General features: G+C 66.3%; 18 protein-coding genes and 1 tRNA gene. 10 read left to right on the plus strand and 9 right to left on the minus strand.

Features of this window, described 5'->3' with window-relative positions; translation table 11 throughout:
- Position 1: 1 nt before the first annotated feature.
- Positions 2 to 1,510, plus strand: a complete 1,509-nt coding sequence (locus LH19_RS02315) for a M48 family metalloprotease (protein WP_407696695.1) — start codon at positions 2 to 4, stop codon at positions 1,508 to 1,510.
- 69 nt (positions 1,511 to 1,579) lie between these two features.
- On the opposite strand, the gene LH19_RS02320 is transcribed toward LH19_RS02315, so the two are convergent.
- A complete protein-coding gene (locus tag LH19_RS02320; protein WP_054724576.1) occupies positions 1,580 to 1,783 on the minus strand; it encodes a Flp family type IVb pilin in 204 nt (67 codons plus the stop codon).
- Between the two features lie 137 nt (positions 1,784 to 1,920).
- Entirely contained in the window at positions 1,921 to 2,100 is a 180-nt protein-coding gene (locus LH19_RS02325) for a Flp family type IVb pilin (protein WP_054724578.1), read from the minus strand.
- 72 nt (positions 2,101 to 2,172) lie between these two features.
- Between LH19_RS02325 and LH19_RS02330 the strand changes: the two genes are divergently transcribed.
- On the plus strand, positions 2,173 to 2,595 hold the full coding sequence (locus tag LH19_RS02330) for a (deoxy)nucleoside triphosphate pyrophosphohydrolase (protein ID WP_054724580.1): 423 nt from the start codon (positions 2,173 to 2,175) through the stop codon (positions 2,593 to 2,595).
- Here the strand turns inward: LH19_RS02330 and LH19_RS02335 are convergent.
- Positions 2,592 to 3,437: a methyltransferase domain-containing protein gene (locus LH19_RS02335; RefSeq protein WP_054724582.1), complete on the minus strand. Its 846-nt coding sequence runs from the start codon at positions 3,435 to 3,437 to the stop codon at positions 2,592 to 2,594. The genes LH19_RS02330 and LH19_RS02335 overlap by 4 nt on opposite strands.
- Positions 3,438 to 3,530: 93 nt before the next feature.
- Here LH19_RS02335 and LH19_RS02340 point away from each other — a divergent pair, with 93 nt between their 5' ends.
- The 6 genes from LH19_RS02340 (at position 3,531) to LH19_RS02365 (ending at position 6,090) form a co-directional block, all read left to right on the plus strand.
- Positions 3,531 to 4,328 carry a ComF family protein gene (locus tag LH19_RS02340; protein ID WP_234716062.1) on the plus strand — a complete coding sequence of 266 codons (798 nt, stop codon included), beginning with the start codon at positions 3,531 to 3,533 and terminating at the stop codon, positions 4,326 to 4,328.
- 4 nt (positions 4,329 to 4,332) lie between these two features.
- Positions 4,333 to 4,593: a glutaredoxin 3 gene (gene grxC / locus LH19_RS02345; protein WP_054724586.1), complete on the plus strand. Its 261-nt coding sequence runs from the start codon at positions 4,333 to 4,335 to the stop codon at positions 4,591 to 4,593.
- Between the two features lie 4 nt (positions 4,594 to 4,597).
- Complete coding sequence (locus LH19_RS02350; RefSeq protein ID WP_054724588.1) at positions 4,598 to 5,068, plus strand: DUF1178 family protein; 471 nt, start codon at positions 4,598 to 4,600, stop codon at positions 5,066 to 5,068.
- A gap of 51 nt (positions 5,069 to 5,119) precedes the next feature.
- Positions 5,120 to 5,196 (plus strand) — tRNA-Arg (locus LH19_RS02355).
- A gap of 53 nt (positions 5,197 to 5,249) precedes the next feature.
- Positions 5,250 to 5,609, plus strand: coding sequence for a hypothetical protein (locus LH19_RS02360; protein ID WP_156343992.1), 360 nt, complete (start codon positions 5,250 to 5,252; stop codon positions 5,607 to 5,609).
- 100 nt (positions 5,610 to 5,709) lie between these two features.
- Positions 5,710 to 6,090, plus strand: a complete 381-nt coding sequence (locus LH19_RS02365; RefSeq protein ID WP_054732885.1) for a winged helix-turn-helix domain-containing protein — start codon at positions 5,710 to 5,712, stop codon at positions 6,088 to 6,090.
- Between the two features lie 10 nt (positions 6,091 to 6,100).
- Here LH19_RS02365 and LH19_RS02370 read toward each other — a convergent pair whose 3' ends face one another.
- Positions 6,101 to 6,619, minus strand: a complete 519-nt coding sequence (locus tag LH19_RS02370; RefSeq protein WP_054724592.1) for a hypothetical protein — start codon at positions 6,617 to 6,619, stop codon at positions 6,101 to 6,103.
- Between the two features lie 88 nt (positions 6,620 to 6,707).
- Between LH19_RS02370 and LH19_RS02375 the strand changes: the two genes are divergently transcribed.
- Entirely contained in the window at positions 6,708 to 8,789 is a 2,082-nt protein-coding gene (locus tag LH19_RS02375; protein ID WP_145923326.1) for a TonB-dependent receptor plug domain-containing protein, read from the plus strand.
- Positions 8,790 to 8,830: 41 nt separating this feature from the next.
- The gene (locus LH19_RS02380) at positions 8,831 to 9,316 is read left to right on the plus strand and encodes an MgtC/SapB family protein (RefSeq protein WP_054724594.1); all 486 of its coding nucleotides are present in this window, start codon (positions 8,831 to 8,833) and stop codon (positions 9,314 to 9,316) included.
- Here LH19_RS02380 and LH19_RS02385 read toward each other — a convergent pair.
- Genes LH19_RS02385 through LH19_RS02405 form a run of 5 tightly spaced genes read right to left on the minus strand, consistent with a single transcriptional unit; the run spans position 9,313 to position 15,358 of the window.
- Positions 9,313 to 10,164: an FAS1-like dehydratase domain-containing protein gene (locus tag LH19_RS02385; RefSeq protein ID WP_054724595.1), complete on the minus strand. Its 852-nt coding sequence runs from the start codon at positions 10,162 to 10,164 to the stop codon at positions 9,313 to 9,315. The two genes, LH19_RS02380 and LH19_RS02385, sit on opposite strands and share 4 nt — an antisense overlap.
- The gene (locus LH19_RS02390; RefSeq protein WP_054724597.1) at positions 10,164 to 11,756 is read right to left on the minus strand and encodes an acyl-CoA dehydrogenase family protein; all 1,593 of its coding nucleotides are present in this window, start codon (positions 11,754 to 11,756) and stop codon (positions 10,164 to 10,166) included. Before LH19_RS02390 ends, LH19_RS02385 begins: the two co-directional genes overlap by 1 nt.
- Before the next feature lie 2 nt (positions 11,757 to 11,758).
- Positions 11,759 to 12,973 (minus strand): acetyl-CoA C-acetyltransferase, encoded by a 1,215-nt coding sequence (locus LH19_RS02395; protein ID WP_054724599.1) that lies wholly within the window; start codon positions 12,971 to 12,973, stop codon positions 11,759 to 11,761.
- A gap of 1 nt (position 12,974) precedes the next feature.
- Positions 12,975 to 14,183 carry a CoA transferase gene (locus LH19_RS02400; protein ID WP_054724601.1) on the minus strand — a complete coding sequence of 403 codons (1,209 nt, stop codon included), beginning with the start codon at positions 14,181 to 14,183 and terminating at the stop codon, positions 12,975 to 12,977.
- Positions 14,183 to 15,358, minus strand: coding sequence for an acyl-CoA dehydrogenase family protein (locus tag LH19_RS02405; RefSeq protein WP_054724602.1), 1,176 nt, complete (start codon positions 15,356 to 15,358; stop codon positions 14,183 to 14,185). The genes LH19_RS02400 and LH19_RS02405 overlap by 1 nt, the downstream gene beginning before the upstream one ends.
- Between the last annotated feature and the right edge of the window lie 68 nt (positions 15,359 to 15,426).

Here is a 15,426-nt window from a genome sequence, read left to right on the forward strand (position 1 = left end):
GATGACCCGGAAGACAATGACCGCTTTGGCAATCACGCTGGCCGCCGGCATGACGCTCGGTACCGGCGGGATCGGCGTTCCGGCCGACGCCAAGACCAAGACGATCAAGACCGCGACGAGCATTTCGCCGAGCGACCGCAAGCAGGGGCAGGACGCCCATCCGCAGTTGATGGAGGAATTCGGCGGCGCCTATGCCGGGCCGCAGGCGAGCTATGTCAATCGCATCGGGCAGAATATCGCGGTGCAGTCGGGCCTGTCGCGGAACCCCGGCGACTTCACCGTGACCCTGCTCAATTCGCCGGTGAACAACGCTTTCGCGATCCCCGGCGGCTATGTCTATGTCACCCGCCAGTTGATGGCGCTGATGAACGACGAGGCCGAACTGGCGGGCGTGCTGGGGCATGAGGTCGGGCACGTCGCGGCGCAGCACAGCAAGAAGCGCCAGTCGGCGGCGACGCGCAACGCGATCCTCGGCGTGCTGGCGCAGGTCGTGGGCGGCGCGATCGGCGACAATGGCGGGCTGCTCGGCGGCCTTGGCGGCCTGATCCAGAACAATGCGATGCAGGTCGCGCAATATGCGACCCTCGGCTTTTCGCGCAGCCAGGAATTGCAGGCCGACCAGCTTGGCGTCCAGTATCTGCGCAGCGCCGGCTATGACCCGCTGGCACTGTCGACGATGCTGGCGAGCCTTGCCGCCCAGACCAATCTCGAAGCGCGCCTCGCGGGCGGCGATGCACGCGCGATTCCCGAATGGGCAAGCACCCACCCCGACCCGGCGTCGCGCGTGCGCAATGCCCAGACGCTGGCGAGCCGCGCGGGAACGGGCGGCGTCCGCAATGCCGACGCCTTCCTCGCATCGGTCGATGGCGTGCTTTATGGTGACGACCCGAAGCAGGGGGTGGTCGAGGGCAATGAATTCCTTCACCCCGATCTCAAGCTGAAATTCGCCGTTCCGAACGGCTATGGTATGCAGAACGGCAACAGCGCGGTAACGGTCAGCGGCAACGGCGGGCAGGCGCAATTTTCGACCGGCGCCTATAGCGGCGATATGAATGCTTATGTTTCGGCGGTGTTCAAATCGATCGCCGGCAATAGCTCGGTCAGCCCGAGCAGCCTCCAGCGAACGACGGTGAACGGGATTCCGGCTTATTATTCGGTCGCGCGCGCGAACACCCAGTCGGGACAGGTCGATGTGACCGTCTTCGCTTATGAGTTTTCCAAGAATCAGGCCTTCCACTTCGTCGCGCTGACCAAGGCGGGCGGGGCCGGGGTGTTCAACCCGATGTTCAACAGCGTGCGGCGGCTGAGTACGGCCGAGGCCACGGCGATCCGGCCGCGCCGTGTCGATGTCGTGACGGTCGGGCGCGCCGACACGGTGGCCAGCCTCGCGAAACGCATGGCGTACAGCAATTACCAGTCGGAACGCTTCCAGGTGCTCAATCGCCTTACCGCGTCGAGCCGTTTGACGCCGGGGCAGAAGGTGAAGCTGGTCGTCTACGCGAGCCGATAATCAAGCACGAAAAAGGGCGGTGGATCGCTCCACCGCCCTTCCTTGACCCGAAGGGTCGTTTTTCAGCGCTTAGCCGCCGGTCGAGCCGCCCGACGAACCGCCGGCCGCACGGGTCTTCAGCGCGGTATCGACGTCCTGGAACGTGCCGCTGACGCTGGTGCCAACCGAACGGAAAGCGGCGATGCCGGCGACGGCGATGAGAGCGGCGATCAGGCCATATTCAATGGCGGTCGCGGCTTTGTTGTTGCGAATGAACTTTTTGAAAAACAGCATGTCTGGTCTCCTGACAAATCACTTACCCTGTTGACGGTCTGGTCGTGGTCAACATCAGCCGATTTACGGCGAATTGGTTTTGAAAAGCTTAATGTCGAAAATCCCTTTGTGCGGGCGCAAGTCCCGAAATCGGACAGTTACGGGTGATTCATCGCTTGTCCGGAGTTCGAGGAGATGTCGGTCCACATTTCGCCAGCTTGGGTTGCGACATTGCCGACGGCGGCAATGATGCCGATGAAGATCAGCGCGAGTATCAACCCGTACTCGACGGCTGTCGCGGCCCTGGTCGACCGCATCAGCCCGGAAATTTTGTTCATTGTCCCGCCCCTAACTGCAGTTATAGTTCCCGAGGCTGCCGAAGATCGCACAGGAGGGTTAATAATTTGGCTGTGGCGACACCCGGGAAATCCCCGGAAAACTGTCTCATTGTCGTCGCTGCTGCGTTGATTGATCGCGACGGGCGCCTGCTTGTCCAGCAGCGGCCCGAAGGTCTGTCGATGGCGGGCCTGTGGGAGTTTCCGGGCGGCAAGATCGAGCCCGGCGAAACCCCGGAACAGGCGCTGATCCGCGAACTCGGCGAAGAACTGGCGATCGATGTCGATCACGCCTGTCTGGCGCCCGCCTGTTTCGCAAGCGACACGCTCGGCGACCGGCACTTGTTGCTGCTGCTGTATGTTTGCCGCAAATGGCGGGGTACGCCGGTGGCGCAACACGCCAGTGCGCTGCGCTGGGTGCGGCCGGTCGAGCTGCACGGTCTCGCCATGCCGCCCGCCGACAAGCCGCTGATCGGACTGCTCGAAGCGCTTGTCTAGCTCTTCGGCTTGAGCGCATCAGCGAGCGATGCCGTGCCGCTGCCGCGCCGCGCCGGTTGCGGCTGGTCGGGGTGCGGCGCCCAGCCGCTGAAATGGATCAGGCGGAAGGTTTCGGCAATCCGGCCATCGGGGTCGGCCTCGGCGGCGAATGCTGCAGCGATGCGCGCCGCCTCGTCGCGGGTCAGCGGCGGCGGCGCGGGGGAAAGCCGGCTCGACAGGCCTGCCGCACGCAGATCGCGGACGAGCCCGAACCAGTCGCCATAGCGTACCGTCAGCGTATCGACGTCAACGACGGGGAGCGTGAAGCCGGTGCGCTGCAGTAAATTGCCCATCGCCGCAAGGTCGATCTGCGGGTGGAGGCGGGCGACCGGGCGCACGTCTTCGGTCATCGTCGCACGGCGCAGGCGCGGCAGGCTGCCGTCGCCGACGAAGGCGCCGAGGAGCAGGCCGTCGGGTGCGAGCAGCGCCCGCAGGCGCACGAGCGCGCCTGGAACATCGTTGATCGCATCGAGTCCGCCGGGCCAGACGATGAGGTCGAAACGGCCGAAGGGCAGGTCGATGCTATCGGCCTCGCCGACGATCGCGCCAGTGTTGGCGGCGAGCGCCGGCCCCGCCTCGAGGAGCGTCAGATTGCTGCCAATGCCGCGCAGATGGGCGATCAGCGCCGCGTCATGGGCGCCGATCAGCAAGGTCCGGGAAAAATCGCGGGTCACCATGGCGAGGCGGTCGAGCAGGGTCTCGGCGATGATCGGCGCGAGGAAATCGGCGCCGGCGGGCTGGCTGGCGATGCGATCGCGCTGGGCGCGCTGGCGGGCCGGGGAGAAGAGCGGGGGCTGCGACATGCGGCGCTTGTGCCGCCCCCGGCGATGCTTCACAAGTCCGCTATGGGGGAAGGCGGTGCGGATGATCCATCGGGGTGGCAAGCGGACCGCGCCTTGCGCCATATTGTCCGGACGATCGTCGACTATGCCCTGCCGCCGCGCTGCCCCGGATGCGGCCTCGTCGTCGATGACGACCGGCAGTTCTGCCTCTCCTGCTGGTCGTCGCTGACCTTTCTCGACGGACCGGCCTGTTCGCTCTGTTCGATCCCGCTGCCCGCCGCCTTGCCCGGCCCGGTGACTTGCGGCGCCTGCCTTGCCGCGCCGCCGCCGTTCGACGGCGCCCCGTCTGCGGTTGCTTACGGACCCGTCGCACGCACCGTCGCGCTGCGGCTCAAATATGGGCGGCGCGTCGGGCATGCGCGGCTGATGGCACAGCTGATGGCACGCCCGCTCGGCAAGCTCGCGGATGCGGAGCCGGTGTTGCTTGTCCCGGTCCCGCTCCATCGCTGGCGCCTCTGGTCGCGCGGCTTCAATCAGGCGGCACTTGTTGCCGACGAACTGACGCGGCTCACCGGTATCCCGCACGACCATGATCTCTTGCTGCGGATCAAAGCGACGAAGGCACTGCGCGGCCAGGGGCGGCGCGAACGCGAGCGGATCGTCGCAGGTGCCTTCGCGCTGGGGAATGGCGCGAAAGAGAGGGCGGCGGGCCGGCATCTGGTGCTGATCGACGACGTCCACGCGAGCGGCGCGACGCTGCGCGCGGCGGCGCGGGCACTTCGTCGGAGCGGAGCCGCGCGCGTTTCGGCGCTTAGCTGGGCGCGGGTGTTTCCCGACGCGCTGATGACCAGCAACATATTTGACTTTGCGCGCGTTGATTCCGATATGATGGACGAAAGGATGACAGGATAGCCGCATGGCGAAGATCGAAATCTTTACCAAATTCTTCTGCCCCTATTGCTCGCGCGCGAAAGCGCTGTTCGACAAGAAGGGCGCCGCCTATCAGGAAATCGACGTGACGATGGATCGCGCCGGGTTCGACGCGATGGTCGATCGCGCCGGCGGCGCGCGCACCGTGCCGCAGATATTCATCGACGGAAAGCATGTCGGCGGCAGTGACGACCTTGCCGCGCTCGACGCGCGCGGCGGGCTCGATCCCCTGCTCGGCGCGGGATAATCCCGTGATCGTCTTCGACCTTTGCTGCGCGGCCGGCGATCACCGGTTCGAGGCGTGGTTCGCGAGCAGCGACAGCTTCGCCGACCAGCAGGCGCGCGGACTGATTGCCTGCCCGGTCTGCGGCGACAGCGCGATTGCAAAAGCGGTGATGGCGCCGCGGGTCGGGGCGAAATCGAACCAGCAATCGGGTGCAATTGCCAAACCTGCCGAGGTTTCGGCGACCGGTGAGCCTTCGCCCGAACTGGTGCGCAAGGTGATCGCGGAGATCGCGGCGAAACAGGCCGAAATGTTGCCGCAGTCGCGCTGGGTCGGGCGCGATTTCGCCGATGCCGCCCGCGCGATGCACGAAGGGCGGGCCAAGGAAGACCTGATCCATGGCCAGGCCTCGCCCGAACAGGCGGCGGAGCTCCGCGAGGATGGCATCGCCGCGATGCCGCTCCTCGTCCCTATTGCCCCGCCCGACGCGGTGAATTGATCGCCCGCCGATTGACGCTCGATACCTCGCGCCGCTAAACGGGCGCCGCGTGCACCCGTAGCTCAGCAGGATAGAGCATCAGATTCCTAATCTGGGGGCCACAGGTTCGAATCCTGTCGGGTGCACCACTTCCGGGTTTGGGTGGCACAATAGATTTTGTCATCGAGGGCAGGGGGTGAATATGCTGAAACAACGTCTCGAGGCCGCCAACGATGTTGCGCGCAAGCTGGTCGAAGCGGAGCGTGCGATCGAAAACGCCATTGCCGCGACCGGCGTACTCGCCGGTGCGCTTGCGCAGGGGCAGGCGAAGGTGGGGCTATCCGCGGTTGCGGCCGATCCGGCTTATTCGAATTTGGCGGTCAGTTTTGCCGGGCTCTTCCAAGCGCATGCCAATATGGTGGCTCTCCATAAGGAGCTTGAAATGATCAAGGACGCCATTGGACTTCGCAATTTCCGTATCGAAGGCACCGGCGATGCGGCCAAGATCCTGCGACCGACGGGCGGAAATGATCGGGCAGACCCTACAGCACAGGTAGCGTGAAATCGATACTCGTCACCTTCACCTGGCTCTGAGAGAGCGCCGCTTTGAATCGGCCGGGGGGTAGGATATCAGGGGCATTCACAGGCGAGGCGGGACGATGGTGAGAGAAGGCGCGCTCAAGCTGAAAGCGCAGCTATTCTGCGGCGACGAGCCCGCGATCGGCCCCGGCAAGGCGGACTTGCTCGAGGCGATCGATCGCGAAGGGTCGATCTCGGCGGCGGGGCGGTCGCTGGGGATGAGCTATCGCCGGTCGTGGTTGCTCGTCGACAGCATGAATCGCTGCTGGGCCGAAAGACTCGTCGAAACGACGGCGGGCGGCGGAGCAGCGAAAGGCGCCCGGCTGACCGATTGCGGCCGGACGGTGCTGGCAAGCTATCGTGCGCTCGAACGCCGGCTGGCCGATGCCGCGCGGCGCGGGGGATTGGACGAGCTGACCGCGCTGATGCGCGCTGCGCCGCTGCCGCCGAGCGCGAAGCCCTGACAAGCCCGCGTCAGGGCAGCTTTGCGACCAGCGCCGCGATCGACGGCGTGGAGCTCGCGGCGATCTGCAGCAGATAGTCCCCCGGCGTCAGCGAAAAATCGACCATCTTGCGAATACCCGAGCATTGCGGGCCATGGCCATGGGCGGTTGAGGCAAGGGCGCTGCCGCCTTGGATCACGTCGACCCACGCGCCCGCGCCCAGCGCGACGCGGTAGCTGCCCGCCGTCTCGACGTGAAAAGCAAGGAGCCCGGCGTGCGTTTCACCTTCGCCGGGCTTGCCGGGCGGCGCAGCGAACCGGACCTTGCTGGCGGGTTGGAGCGCGACATCGGCGGCGCGGCCGATCGCGATGGGCGAAGCCTCGGCCGCGGCGGCATCGCTTGCTCCCGTCAGCGTGCTGCGCGACGTCCACCCGGCCAGTTCGGCGGGGAGCGCTGCGCTGCCGGTCGTGCAGTCGGGCTGTTCCGCATAAGCGGCGCCGGGTGCGGCCAGCGCAAGCGCCGTCATTGCGGCAAAAAAAGAGCGGCGCATGCTTTCCCTCCGAGGCGACCAATGTATATGGCCGTATATAGCGATTCGCCCAAAAGCAATGGCGATCTGCGACATAAGGGGAATCTCCATGCGACTGCTTCTTTTCGTGACGACGGCGCTCGCCGCCGCGGTGCCGGCCCATGCCCAAGCGGCAGACGAAGCAATTGCCGCGAAAGACAGCGCCTTCACGCTCGGCCAGATCGTCGTCACGGCGCCGCGTTCCGAGGATATCACGATCGGGACCGAAACGCTGTCGTCCGAAGCGATCTACACCTTCAACCGCAACACGCTCGACGAGGCGGTCAACCTGATGCCCGGCGTGACGTCGGCGAACAGCGGCGGATCGCGCAACGAGCGACTGATCTTCGTCCGCGGGTTCGACCGTTTTCAGGTGCCCGTGTCGCTCGACGGCATCCGCGTCTATCTGCCCGCCGACAACCGGCTCGACTATGGCCGCTTCCTGACCCCCGACATTGCCGAAATCCAGGTCGCCAAGGGCTATGCCTCGGTACTCGACGGCCCCGGCGCGATGGGCGGGGCGATCAACCTCGTGACGCGCAAGCCGACCAAGGCATTGGAAGCCGAGGCACGCGCGACGATCGATCTCGACCGCGACGTCGATTATGCCGGTTACAATGTCTTCGCGCTGCTCGGCACGCGGCAGGAAAAATTCTACGCGCAGGCGTCGTACACGCGCAATTTCCGGGACCATTGGGACCTTGCAGGCGGTTATGATCCCGCGCCGGGTTCGGCCGAAGACGGCGGTGAGCGCGATTTCTCGCGGACACGCGACTGGCGCGTCAATGCGAAATTCGGCTTCACGCCCAACGATACCGACGAATATTCGATCAGCTATACGCGGCAGGAAGGGTCGAAGAACGCGCCGCTGCACGTTACCGACGATGTCGCGGCGCAGCGCAACTGGAGCTGGCCCTACTGGAACATCGAGAGCATCTATTTTCTTTCGACCACCGCCTTGGGGGATCGCGCGACGCTGAAGACGCGCGTCTATCGCAACAGCTTTGACAATCTGTTGCGTGCGTTCGACGACCGGACGCAAACGACGCAGACGCGCCCGCGCGCGTTCAACAGCTATTACGCCGACAAGGCGTGGGGCGGTTCGGCCGAACTGGCCGTCGACCTTACCGACGCCGATACGCTGACCGTCGCCGCGCATTACCGCCGCGACAAGCATGTCGAATGGCAGCAGAGCTTTCCCGCGGGCACCACCGAACCGCGCCAGACCAACGTCGAGGATAGCTACAGCATCGCTGCCGAAAATCGCCTTGCGCTGACTCCGGCGCTGAGCTTCGTCGCCGGCGCGAGCTTCGACTGGCGCGATCTCAAGCGGGCCGAGGAATATGGCACCCCGCCGGGCGAGACCGCGGCGCGCATCTTCAGCTATCCGATCCGCAACGCGAGCGCGTTCAACGCGCAGGGGCAGCTCGTCTGGACCCCCGACGCCGATACGCGCGTCCACGCCGGAATCTCGTCGCGCGCGCGCTTCCCGACGATCTTCGAGCGCTTCAGCACCCAATTCGGTACCGCGGCGTCGAACCCCGACCTCAAGGCCGAACGCGCGACCAATTACGAGATCGGCGTGTCGCGGCAGTTCGGGCCGGTGCGGGCCGAGGGGGCGGTCTTTTACAGCGATATCAGCGACGCGATCGTCTCGGTACGCCCGGCGGGTTTCCCTGCCAATTCGACGCAGCGCCAGAATCTGGGGAACGCCGAATATTATGGTGCCGAGCTGGCGCTGACCGCACATGTTACCCCGACCCTAGAACTCGGCGCGAACTATACCTACACGCACCGTTCGTTCGAGATCGGCACACCGGCGGCGGGCACGGTGGTTCCCGTCTTCCGCCTGACCGACGTCCCGGCGCACAAGGGCTTCGCTTATGCGAGCTGGTCGCCGTTCGGCGGGCTGACCATCGTGCCGAGCGCCGATTTCGCGTCGAACCGGACGACACTGACCACGGCATCGCCGCCGGTCTATTACCGCACCGGCAGCTATGTGCAGGCGAATCTGCGTATCGATTATGCGCTGCGCGACGGCATCGAGATCGGCGTCGGCGCGCGCAACCTGTTCGACGACAATTATGTCCTGACCGACGGCTTCCCCGAACCGGGGCGCAGTTTCTTCGCGAGCATCCGGGCGCGCTACTGAGCGCCCGGAACCCTTTCGGCGCTGCCGCGCTATGAAAGGCGATGGAGCTCAACGCGCCGATACTTGTCCACTGGATCGACCTCGACCTGCTGTCGCGGCTGGGCGTTGCGGCGGTGCTCGGGCTGCTTCTCGGACTCGACCGCGAGATCCGCGGGCATGAGGCGGGGTTCCGCACGCATGGGCTGATCTGCTTTTCGGCGGCGATGATGACGGTGTCGATCATCGCGCTCTATACCCAGATCGGCGGCGAGCGCTCCGATCCGCTGCGCATTTACGAGGCGACGGGCGCTTTCATCGGTATCATCGGCGCCGGGCTGATCGTGTTCAGCAAGGGCGAGGTCAAGAATCTCACCACCGCGGCGCATCTGTGGCTGGCGGCGGTGATCGGCATCGCCTGCGGCGCGGCGCAATGGCCGCTGGTGCTGATCGGGTCGGCGATCAGCGTGATCATGTTGACGTTGTTGAGCCTGGTCGAGGCGCGGTGGGAGCGCAAGCGTGGCGATGAAGGGCGGACTGGCGAGCGCTAGAGCGAAGCCGAAGCCTGCATGACCTGCCGCCCGTCCACGGCAAACGCCCCTAGCTCCAGTCCGCCGTCTTTGCCGCGCAACGCCAGATGAAGGGGTTCGCCGCAGATCGCCGGGGACACGCCGCGGAAAGCGAAGCTCTTCAGGCGATTGTCGCCATACTCGCGCTGCGCGAGGTCGAGCAGCAGCGTCGCGGTGAGCGGGCCATGGACGACAAGGCCGCGATAGCCCTCTTCCTGCGTGGCGTAAGGCAGATCGTAATGGATGCGATGGCTGTTGAAGGTCAGCGCCGAATAGCGGAACAGCAATGCTTCCGACGGGACGAGCATGCGGTGCGCGTCCCAGCCCGACGGGTCGAAACCATCATCGCCGGGCGGCGGCGGAGCGGGCAGCGTTCCGGCGGGGGCAGGTTCGCGGAAGACGATCGATTGGGTTTCGCGCACCGCGAGGGTGCCGTCGCCATGGGTTTCGTGCGCGACATCGGCGAAGACAAGCTTGCCGGTGCCGCCCTGCTTTTCGGTGATCGCGGCGACGCGCGACGTGCGGATCACCGACTGGCCGGGGCGCAGCGGGGCGAGGAACTCGACCTTGCTCGCGGCCCACATGCGGCGCGGAAGCGGGATCGGCGGCAGGAAGCTGTCGTCGCTGTCCGCGCGGACCGGATGGCCGTCGGCGCCGAGGATCGCGGTCGGCGCGTCGGGCAGGCAGAGGCACCAGTGATAGGCCTGCGGGACGCTACCGTCGGCGGGCGCCGTGCGGTCGAGCGTCGCCAGCCAGCGCGCGGCCGCCGCTTCGTCGATGCGGTCACGGCGCGTTTCGATCCGGCCGATCCAGTCCTGCCACTCGCTCATCAATTGCGTCCTCCGGTCAGCCCGCGCGCGATCACCTGCGCCTGAATTTCCGCCGCGCCCTCGAAGATGTTGAGGATGCGCGCGTCGCAGAGGATGCGGCTGATTTCATATTCGAGCGCATAGCCGTTGCCGCCGTGGATTTGCAGCGCGGCGTCGGCGTTCGCCCATGCCGTGCGCGCGCCGAGCAGTTTCGCCATGCCCGCCTCGATATCGCAGCGCTTGCCCGAATCCTTGGCGCGCGCGGCGGCATAGCTGAGCTCGCGCGCCATGACGAAATCGACGAGGCTCATCGCCAGCTTGTCGGCGACGCGCGGGAAGTGGACGATCGCCTTGCCGAACTGCTTGCGGGTCAGCGCATAGTCGAGCCCGAGTTCGAGCGCGCGGCGGGCGACGCCGACCGCGCGTGCGGCGGTCTGGATGCGCGCGCCCTCGAAGGTGCGCATGAGCTGCTTGAAGCCTTGCCCCTCCTCGCCGCCGAGCAGCGCATCGGCCGGTGCCGTCATGCCATCGAATTGCAGCGCATATTCGCGCATGCCGCGATAGCCCAAGACCTCGATCTCGCTGCCGGTCATGCCGGGGGCGGGGAAGGGATCGGCCTCGGTGCCGCGCGGTTTGGGGACGAGCAGCATCGAGAGGCCGGCATAGCCTTTGGCATCGGGCACGGTGCGCGCCAGCAAAGTCATCAGGTCCGAGCGCGCGGCGTGGGTGATCCAGTTCTTGGCGCCGTCGATTACCCAGCTTGCGCCTTCGCGGCGTGCGCGGGTCTGCAGCGAGCCGAGGTCGGAGCCGACATCGGGTTCGGTGAAGACGGCGGTGGGCAGGATTTCGCCGCTGGCGATCTTTGGCAGCCATTCGGCCTTCTGCGCGTCGGTACCGCCGAGCACGATCAGCTCGCCCGCGATCTCCGACCGCGTGCCGAGCGAGCCGGTGCCGATCCAGCCGCGCGACAGTTCCTCGGTGACGATGCACATGACGAGCTTGCCGAGCCCGAGCCCGCCATATTCCTCTGGAATGCAGACGCCGAAGGTGCCGAGTTCGGCCATCGCCTGCACCGTCGCATCGGGGATCAGCGCGTTGGCGAGGTGCCAGCCGTGCGCGTGCGGGATGATCGCGGCGTCGGTGAAGCGGCGGTACTGGTCGCGGATCGCGTCGAGGTCGGCGTCGTGGAGCGTCTCGCTGGGCCAGTGGTCCGCGGCGAGCGCGGCAGCAACTTCGACGCGGGTTGCGGCATGGTCGGTGTCGAGCAGGTCAGCGCAGGCGCCGGCGAGCGTCCGAGCAGCGGCGCCGAGGCCGAGATCGGCGGGGCGGAAAATCTCGTTCTGGCCCATCGGCAGGCCGCCGGCGAGCTGGCCGATGCTTTCGGCGAAGGCGAGGGTGGCAATCTGGGCGTCGAGCGGATTTGATCTCGAGCCGGACTCGAACCAGTCGAGTGTGGCTTCGAGCGCCGCGACCGTCGTTGCGACCCATGCAAAGCCATGCGCTGCGCGCTGCTCGCTGTCGATCGGGTTCGCAGCCAGCCGCTCGCTGAGCGCAGCCTGCGCCGCGCCGCGATAGGCTTGCGCGGCCGTGAGGGCTTGGCGCAGATCGCCCACGCTCAGGCGGCGCGCTCGAAGATTGCGGCGATGCCTTGGCCGCCGCCGATGCACATGGTTTCAAGGCCGTAGCGGCCGTCGCGGCGCACCAGTTCGCGCGTCAGATTGGCGAGGATACGCCCGCCGGTCGCGCCGATCGGGTGGCCGAGCGAAATGCCCGAGCCGTTGACGTTGAGGATTTCATTCCGGCTGTCGTCGTCGCTCCAGCCCCAGCCCTTGAGCACCGCGAGCACCTGCGGCGCGAAGGCTTCGTTCAGTTCGACGAGGTCGATGTCGTCCCAGCCGAGGCCATTGCGCGCGAAGAGGCGCTCGACCGCGGGGACGGGGCCGATGCCCATCCGGCTGGGATCGCAGCCGGCGGCGGCCGAGCTGTGGTACCAGGCGATGGGGGTGAGCCCGAGTTCGTCGAGCTTGTCCTCCACGACGACAAGACATGCGGCGGCAGCATCATTCTGCTGGCTGGCGTTGCCCGCGGTGACGACGCCGCCTTCGAGCGGTCGCAGCTTGCCGAGCGATTCCAGCGTCGCGTCGGCGCGATAGCCCTCGTCGTGCGCGAAGACGACCGGATCACCCTTTTTCTGCGGGACCGACACCGGCACCAGTTCGTCGTCGAACAGGCCGTTTGCCCACGCGGCGGTGGCGCGCTGGTGGCTGCGGACGGCATAGGCGTCGCATGCCTCGCGGCTGATATCATAGTCCCTGGCGAGATTTTCGGCGGTCTCGATCATGCCGGTGATGACGCCGAAGCGCTCGACCGGCTGCGACATGACGCGGCCGCGGGTCAGGCGGTCGTGGAGGGTGAGATTGCCCGCGCGGATCCCCTTGCGAATATCGGTGCTGTAATGTTCGACGTTCGACATCGATTCGACCCCGCCCGCGACGACGATGTCGGACATGCCGGTCTGGACCATCATCGCGGCGTTGACGATTGCCTGCAATCCCGAGCCGCAGCGGCGGTCGAGCTGGTAGCCGGGGACCTCGATCGGCAGCCCCGCGGCGAGCCACGACCAGTGGCCGATGCACGGCGCTTCGCCATTGCCATAACCCTGCGAAAAGACGACGTCGTCGACGCGCGCGGGGTCGATCTTCGTGCGTTCGATCAGCGCCTTCAGGATGACGGCGCCGAGATCGCCCGCGGTCAGCGACGACAGCGCGCCGCCGAACTTGCCGACGGGGGTGCGGATCGGGGCGACGATGGCGGCGCGGCGCAGGGTCATTTCATTCTCCGGTGTTGGCGGTGCCGACGATGCCGGCGTCGATCAGGCGGGCGATCTCGCCCGAGGAAAGCGAAAGGCGCGAGGACAGTATTTCTTCGGTGTGCTGGCCGTTCAGCGGGGCGGGCCGCGGCGGTTCGCGCTCCGCCTGCGGGATCGTCGAGAAAGCGCCGGCGGCGGGATAAGCGAAGCCGCTGGGGTTTTGGGCCGAGCCGAAGATCGGGTTGTTCGCGACGAGCGCCGGGTCCTGTACTGCGTCGTGCATTGTGCGATAGGGCGAATGGACGATCCCGCCCGCATCGAAGGCGGCGGCAAGGTCGGCATGGTCGCGCGCGGCGATCGCCTGCTCGAACAGCGGATAGAGCGCGTCGCGGTGGTCGAAGCGGAGCCCGTCGTCCGTGGCGAAGGATATACCGCGTTCGCTCTCGATCGCGGCGATGGCATCACCGAGATCGAGCGCGGCGATCAGGTTCGCCCATTGGCGCGGGGTGACGACGACGATCATCGTCCGCTTGCCGTCGCGCGTCACGAAATCGCGCCCGAACAGGCCGTAAACCGCATTGCCGAGCCGCGGGCGGTTCTCGCCCGAATAAAGCACTTCGGCAATCCCGCCCAGATTGGCGACGGTGCCGATCGCGACATCGGAGAGCGGGATGCGGACCTCGCCACCTTCGCCGGTGGTTGCCCGGCGCTGGATCGCCGCGAGCAGCGCGAAGGCGGCGTAGGCGCCGGTGAGCAGGTCCCACGCGGGCAGGACATGGTTCACCGGATCGGGCCCGGCACCGGTCAGCATCGGATAGCCGACGCTGTTGTTGACCGTATAGTCGAGCGCGGGTGAGCCGTCGGCCCAGCCCATCACGCGGACGGTGATCAGGTCGGCGCGGCCGGCCGCCAGCGTGTCGTGCGACAGGAAGCCGCCGACGGGAAAGTTGGTGATGAACTGGCCGTTGGCGCGCACCAGTTCCTGCAGCAGTTCGCGCCCCTCGGGTCGGGCCAGATCGAGCGCGACCGATTTCTTCGCGCGGTTGAGATTTTCCCAATAGAGCGAGTTGTTGTCGGCCGTCACCGGCCAGCGCCGGAAATCGGGGCCGCCACCGATCTGGTCGACGCGGATCACTTCGGCGCCGAATTGCGCGCAATAAAGCCCGGCTGTGGGCGAGGCGACGAAGGACGACGCCTCGATCACCGACAGGCCCGACAGCAAGGAATACATCAGTTCGCCGCCGCAAATTCGCGCAGCATATGCTTGGCGATCTGGAGCTGGAGGATCTGCGTCGTGCCTTCGTAGATGCGATAGATGCGCGCATCGCGGAAGAAACGCTCGGCGTCATATTCGGCGAGATAGCCCGCGCCGCCATAGACCTGGACGCAGGCGTCGACGACGCGGCCACACATTTCGGACGCGAAGACCTTGAACGCCGCCGCCTTGCGCAGGACATTCTCGCCCGCGTCGGCGCGGCGGGTGACATCCTCCATCATGCATTCGGCGGCGTAGATGTCGATCTCGCTCTGCGCGAGCATCTGCTGGATGAGCTGGAAATTGGCGATCGGCTCGCCGAACGCCTTGCGCTCGGTCGCGTAGCGCACCGCGCTGTCGAGCGCGCGGCGGGCATAGGCGGTTGCGGCGGCGCCGACCGACATGCGGCCGTTGTCGAGGCTCATCATCGCAAAGGCGAAGCCCTTGCCGAGTTCGCCGCCGAGCAGCGCCTCGCCGCCGACGCGCACATCCTCCATGATGATGTCGGCGATATGGCTGCCCGACTGACCCATCTTCTTGTCCGACTTGCCGACCGTCACCCCCGGCGTGTCCATCGGCACGATGAAGGCCGAGACATGGGCGTTCTTGGGGAGGTTCTCCTTGCTTGTGCGCGCCATGATCAGCGCGACCTTCGCAAAGGGCGAATTGGTGATGTAGCGCTTGGTGCCGTTCAGCACCCAGCCGTTGTCGGTCTGCACCGCCGTCGTCTGGAGTCCCGCCGAATCCGACCCGGAGCCGGGTTCGGTCAGCCCGAAAGCGGCAATCTCTCCTGCCGCGACGCGCGGCAGCCATTCGGCCTTTTGCGCCTCGGTCCCGCCATTCTTCAGCGCCGAGGCGAACATGCCGAGGTTGATCGAGATGATCGAGCGGAAGGCGGGCATCGCATAGGAGAGCGTGTGGATGGTGCGGACATATTGGCTGACGTTCATTCCCGAACCGCCATATTCCTCGGCCATCGTCAGCCCGAACAGGCCCATCTCGCGCATCTCGGACAGGATGTCGGCGGGGATCGCGTCGGTCTCGATGATCGTCTGCTCGGCGGGGAGCAGGCGTTCGCGGACGTAGCGCTGCAACTGCTCGATGAATTGCTCGAAAACATCGGCGTCCATGCCGGGGTTGGGACTGCTCATGTGGGCCTCCTGATCTGGTCATAGGCCGATAGGCGCATCGCCGCCAATATTCAATATTCGGAATTGCT

It is taken from the genome of Sphingopyxis macrogoltabida (genome assembly GCF_001314325.1).
Lineage (GTDB): Bacteria > Pseudomonadota > Alphaproteobacteria > Sphingomonadales > Sphingomonadaceae > Sphingopyxis > Sphingopyxis macrogoltabida.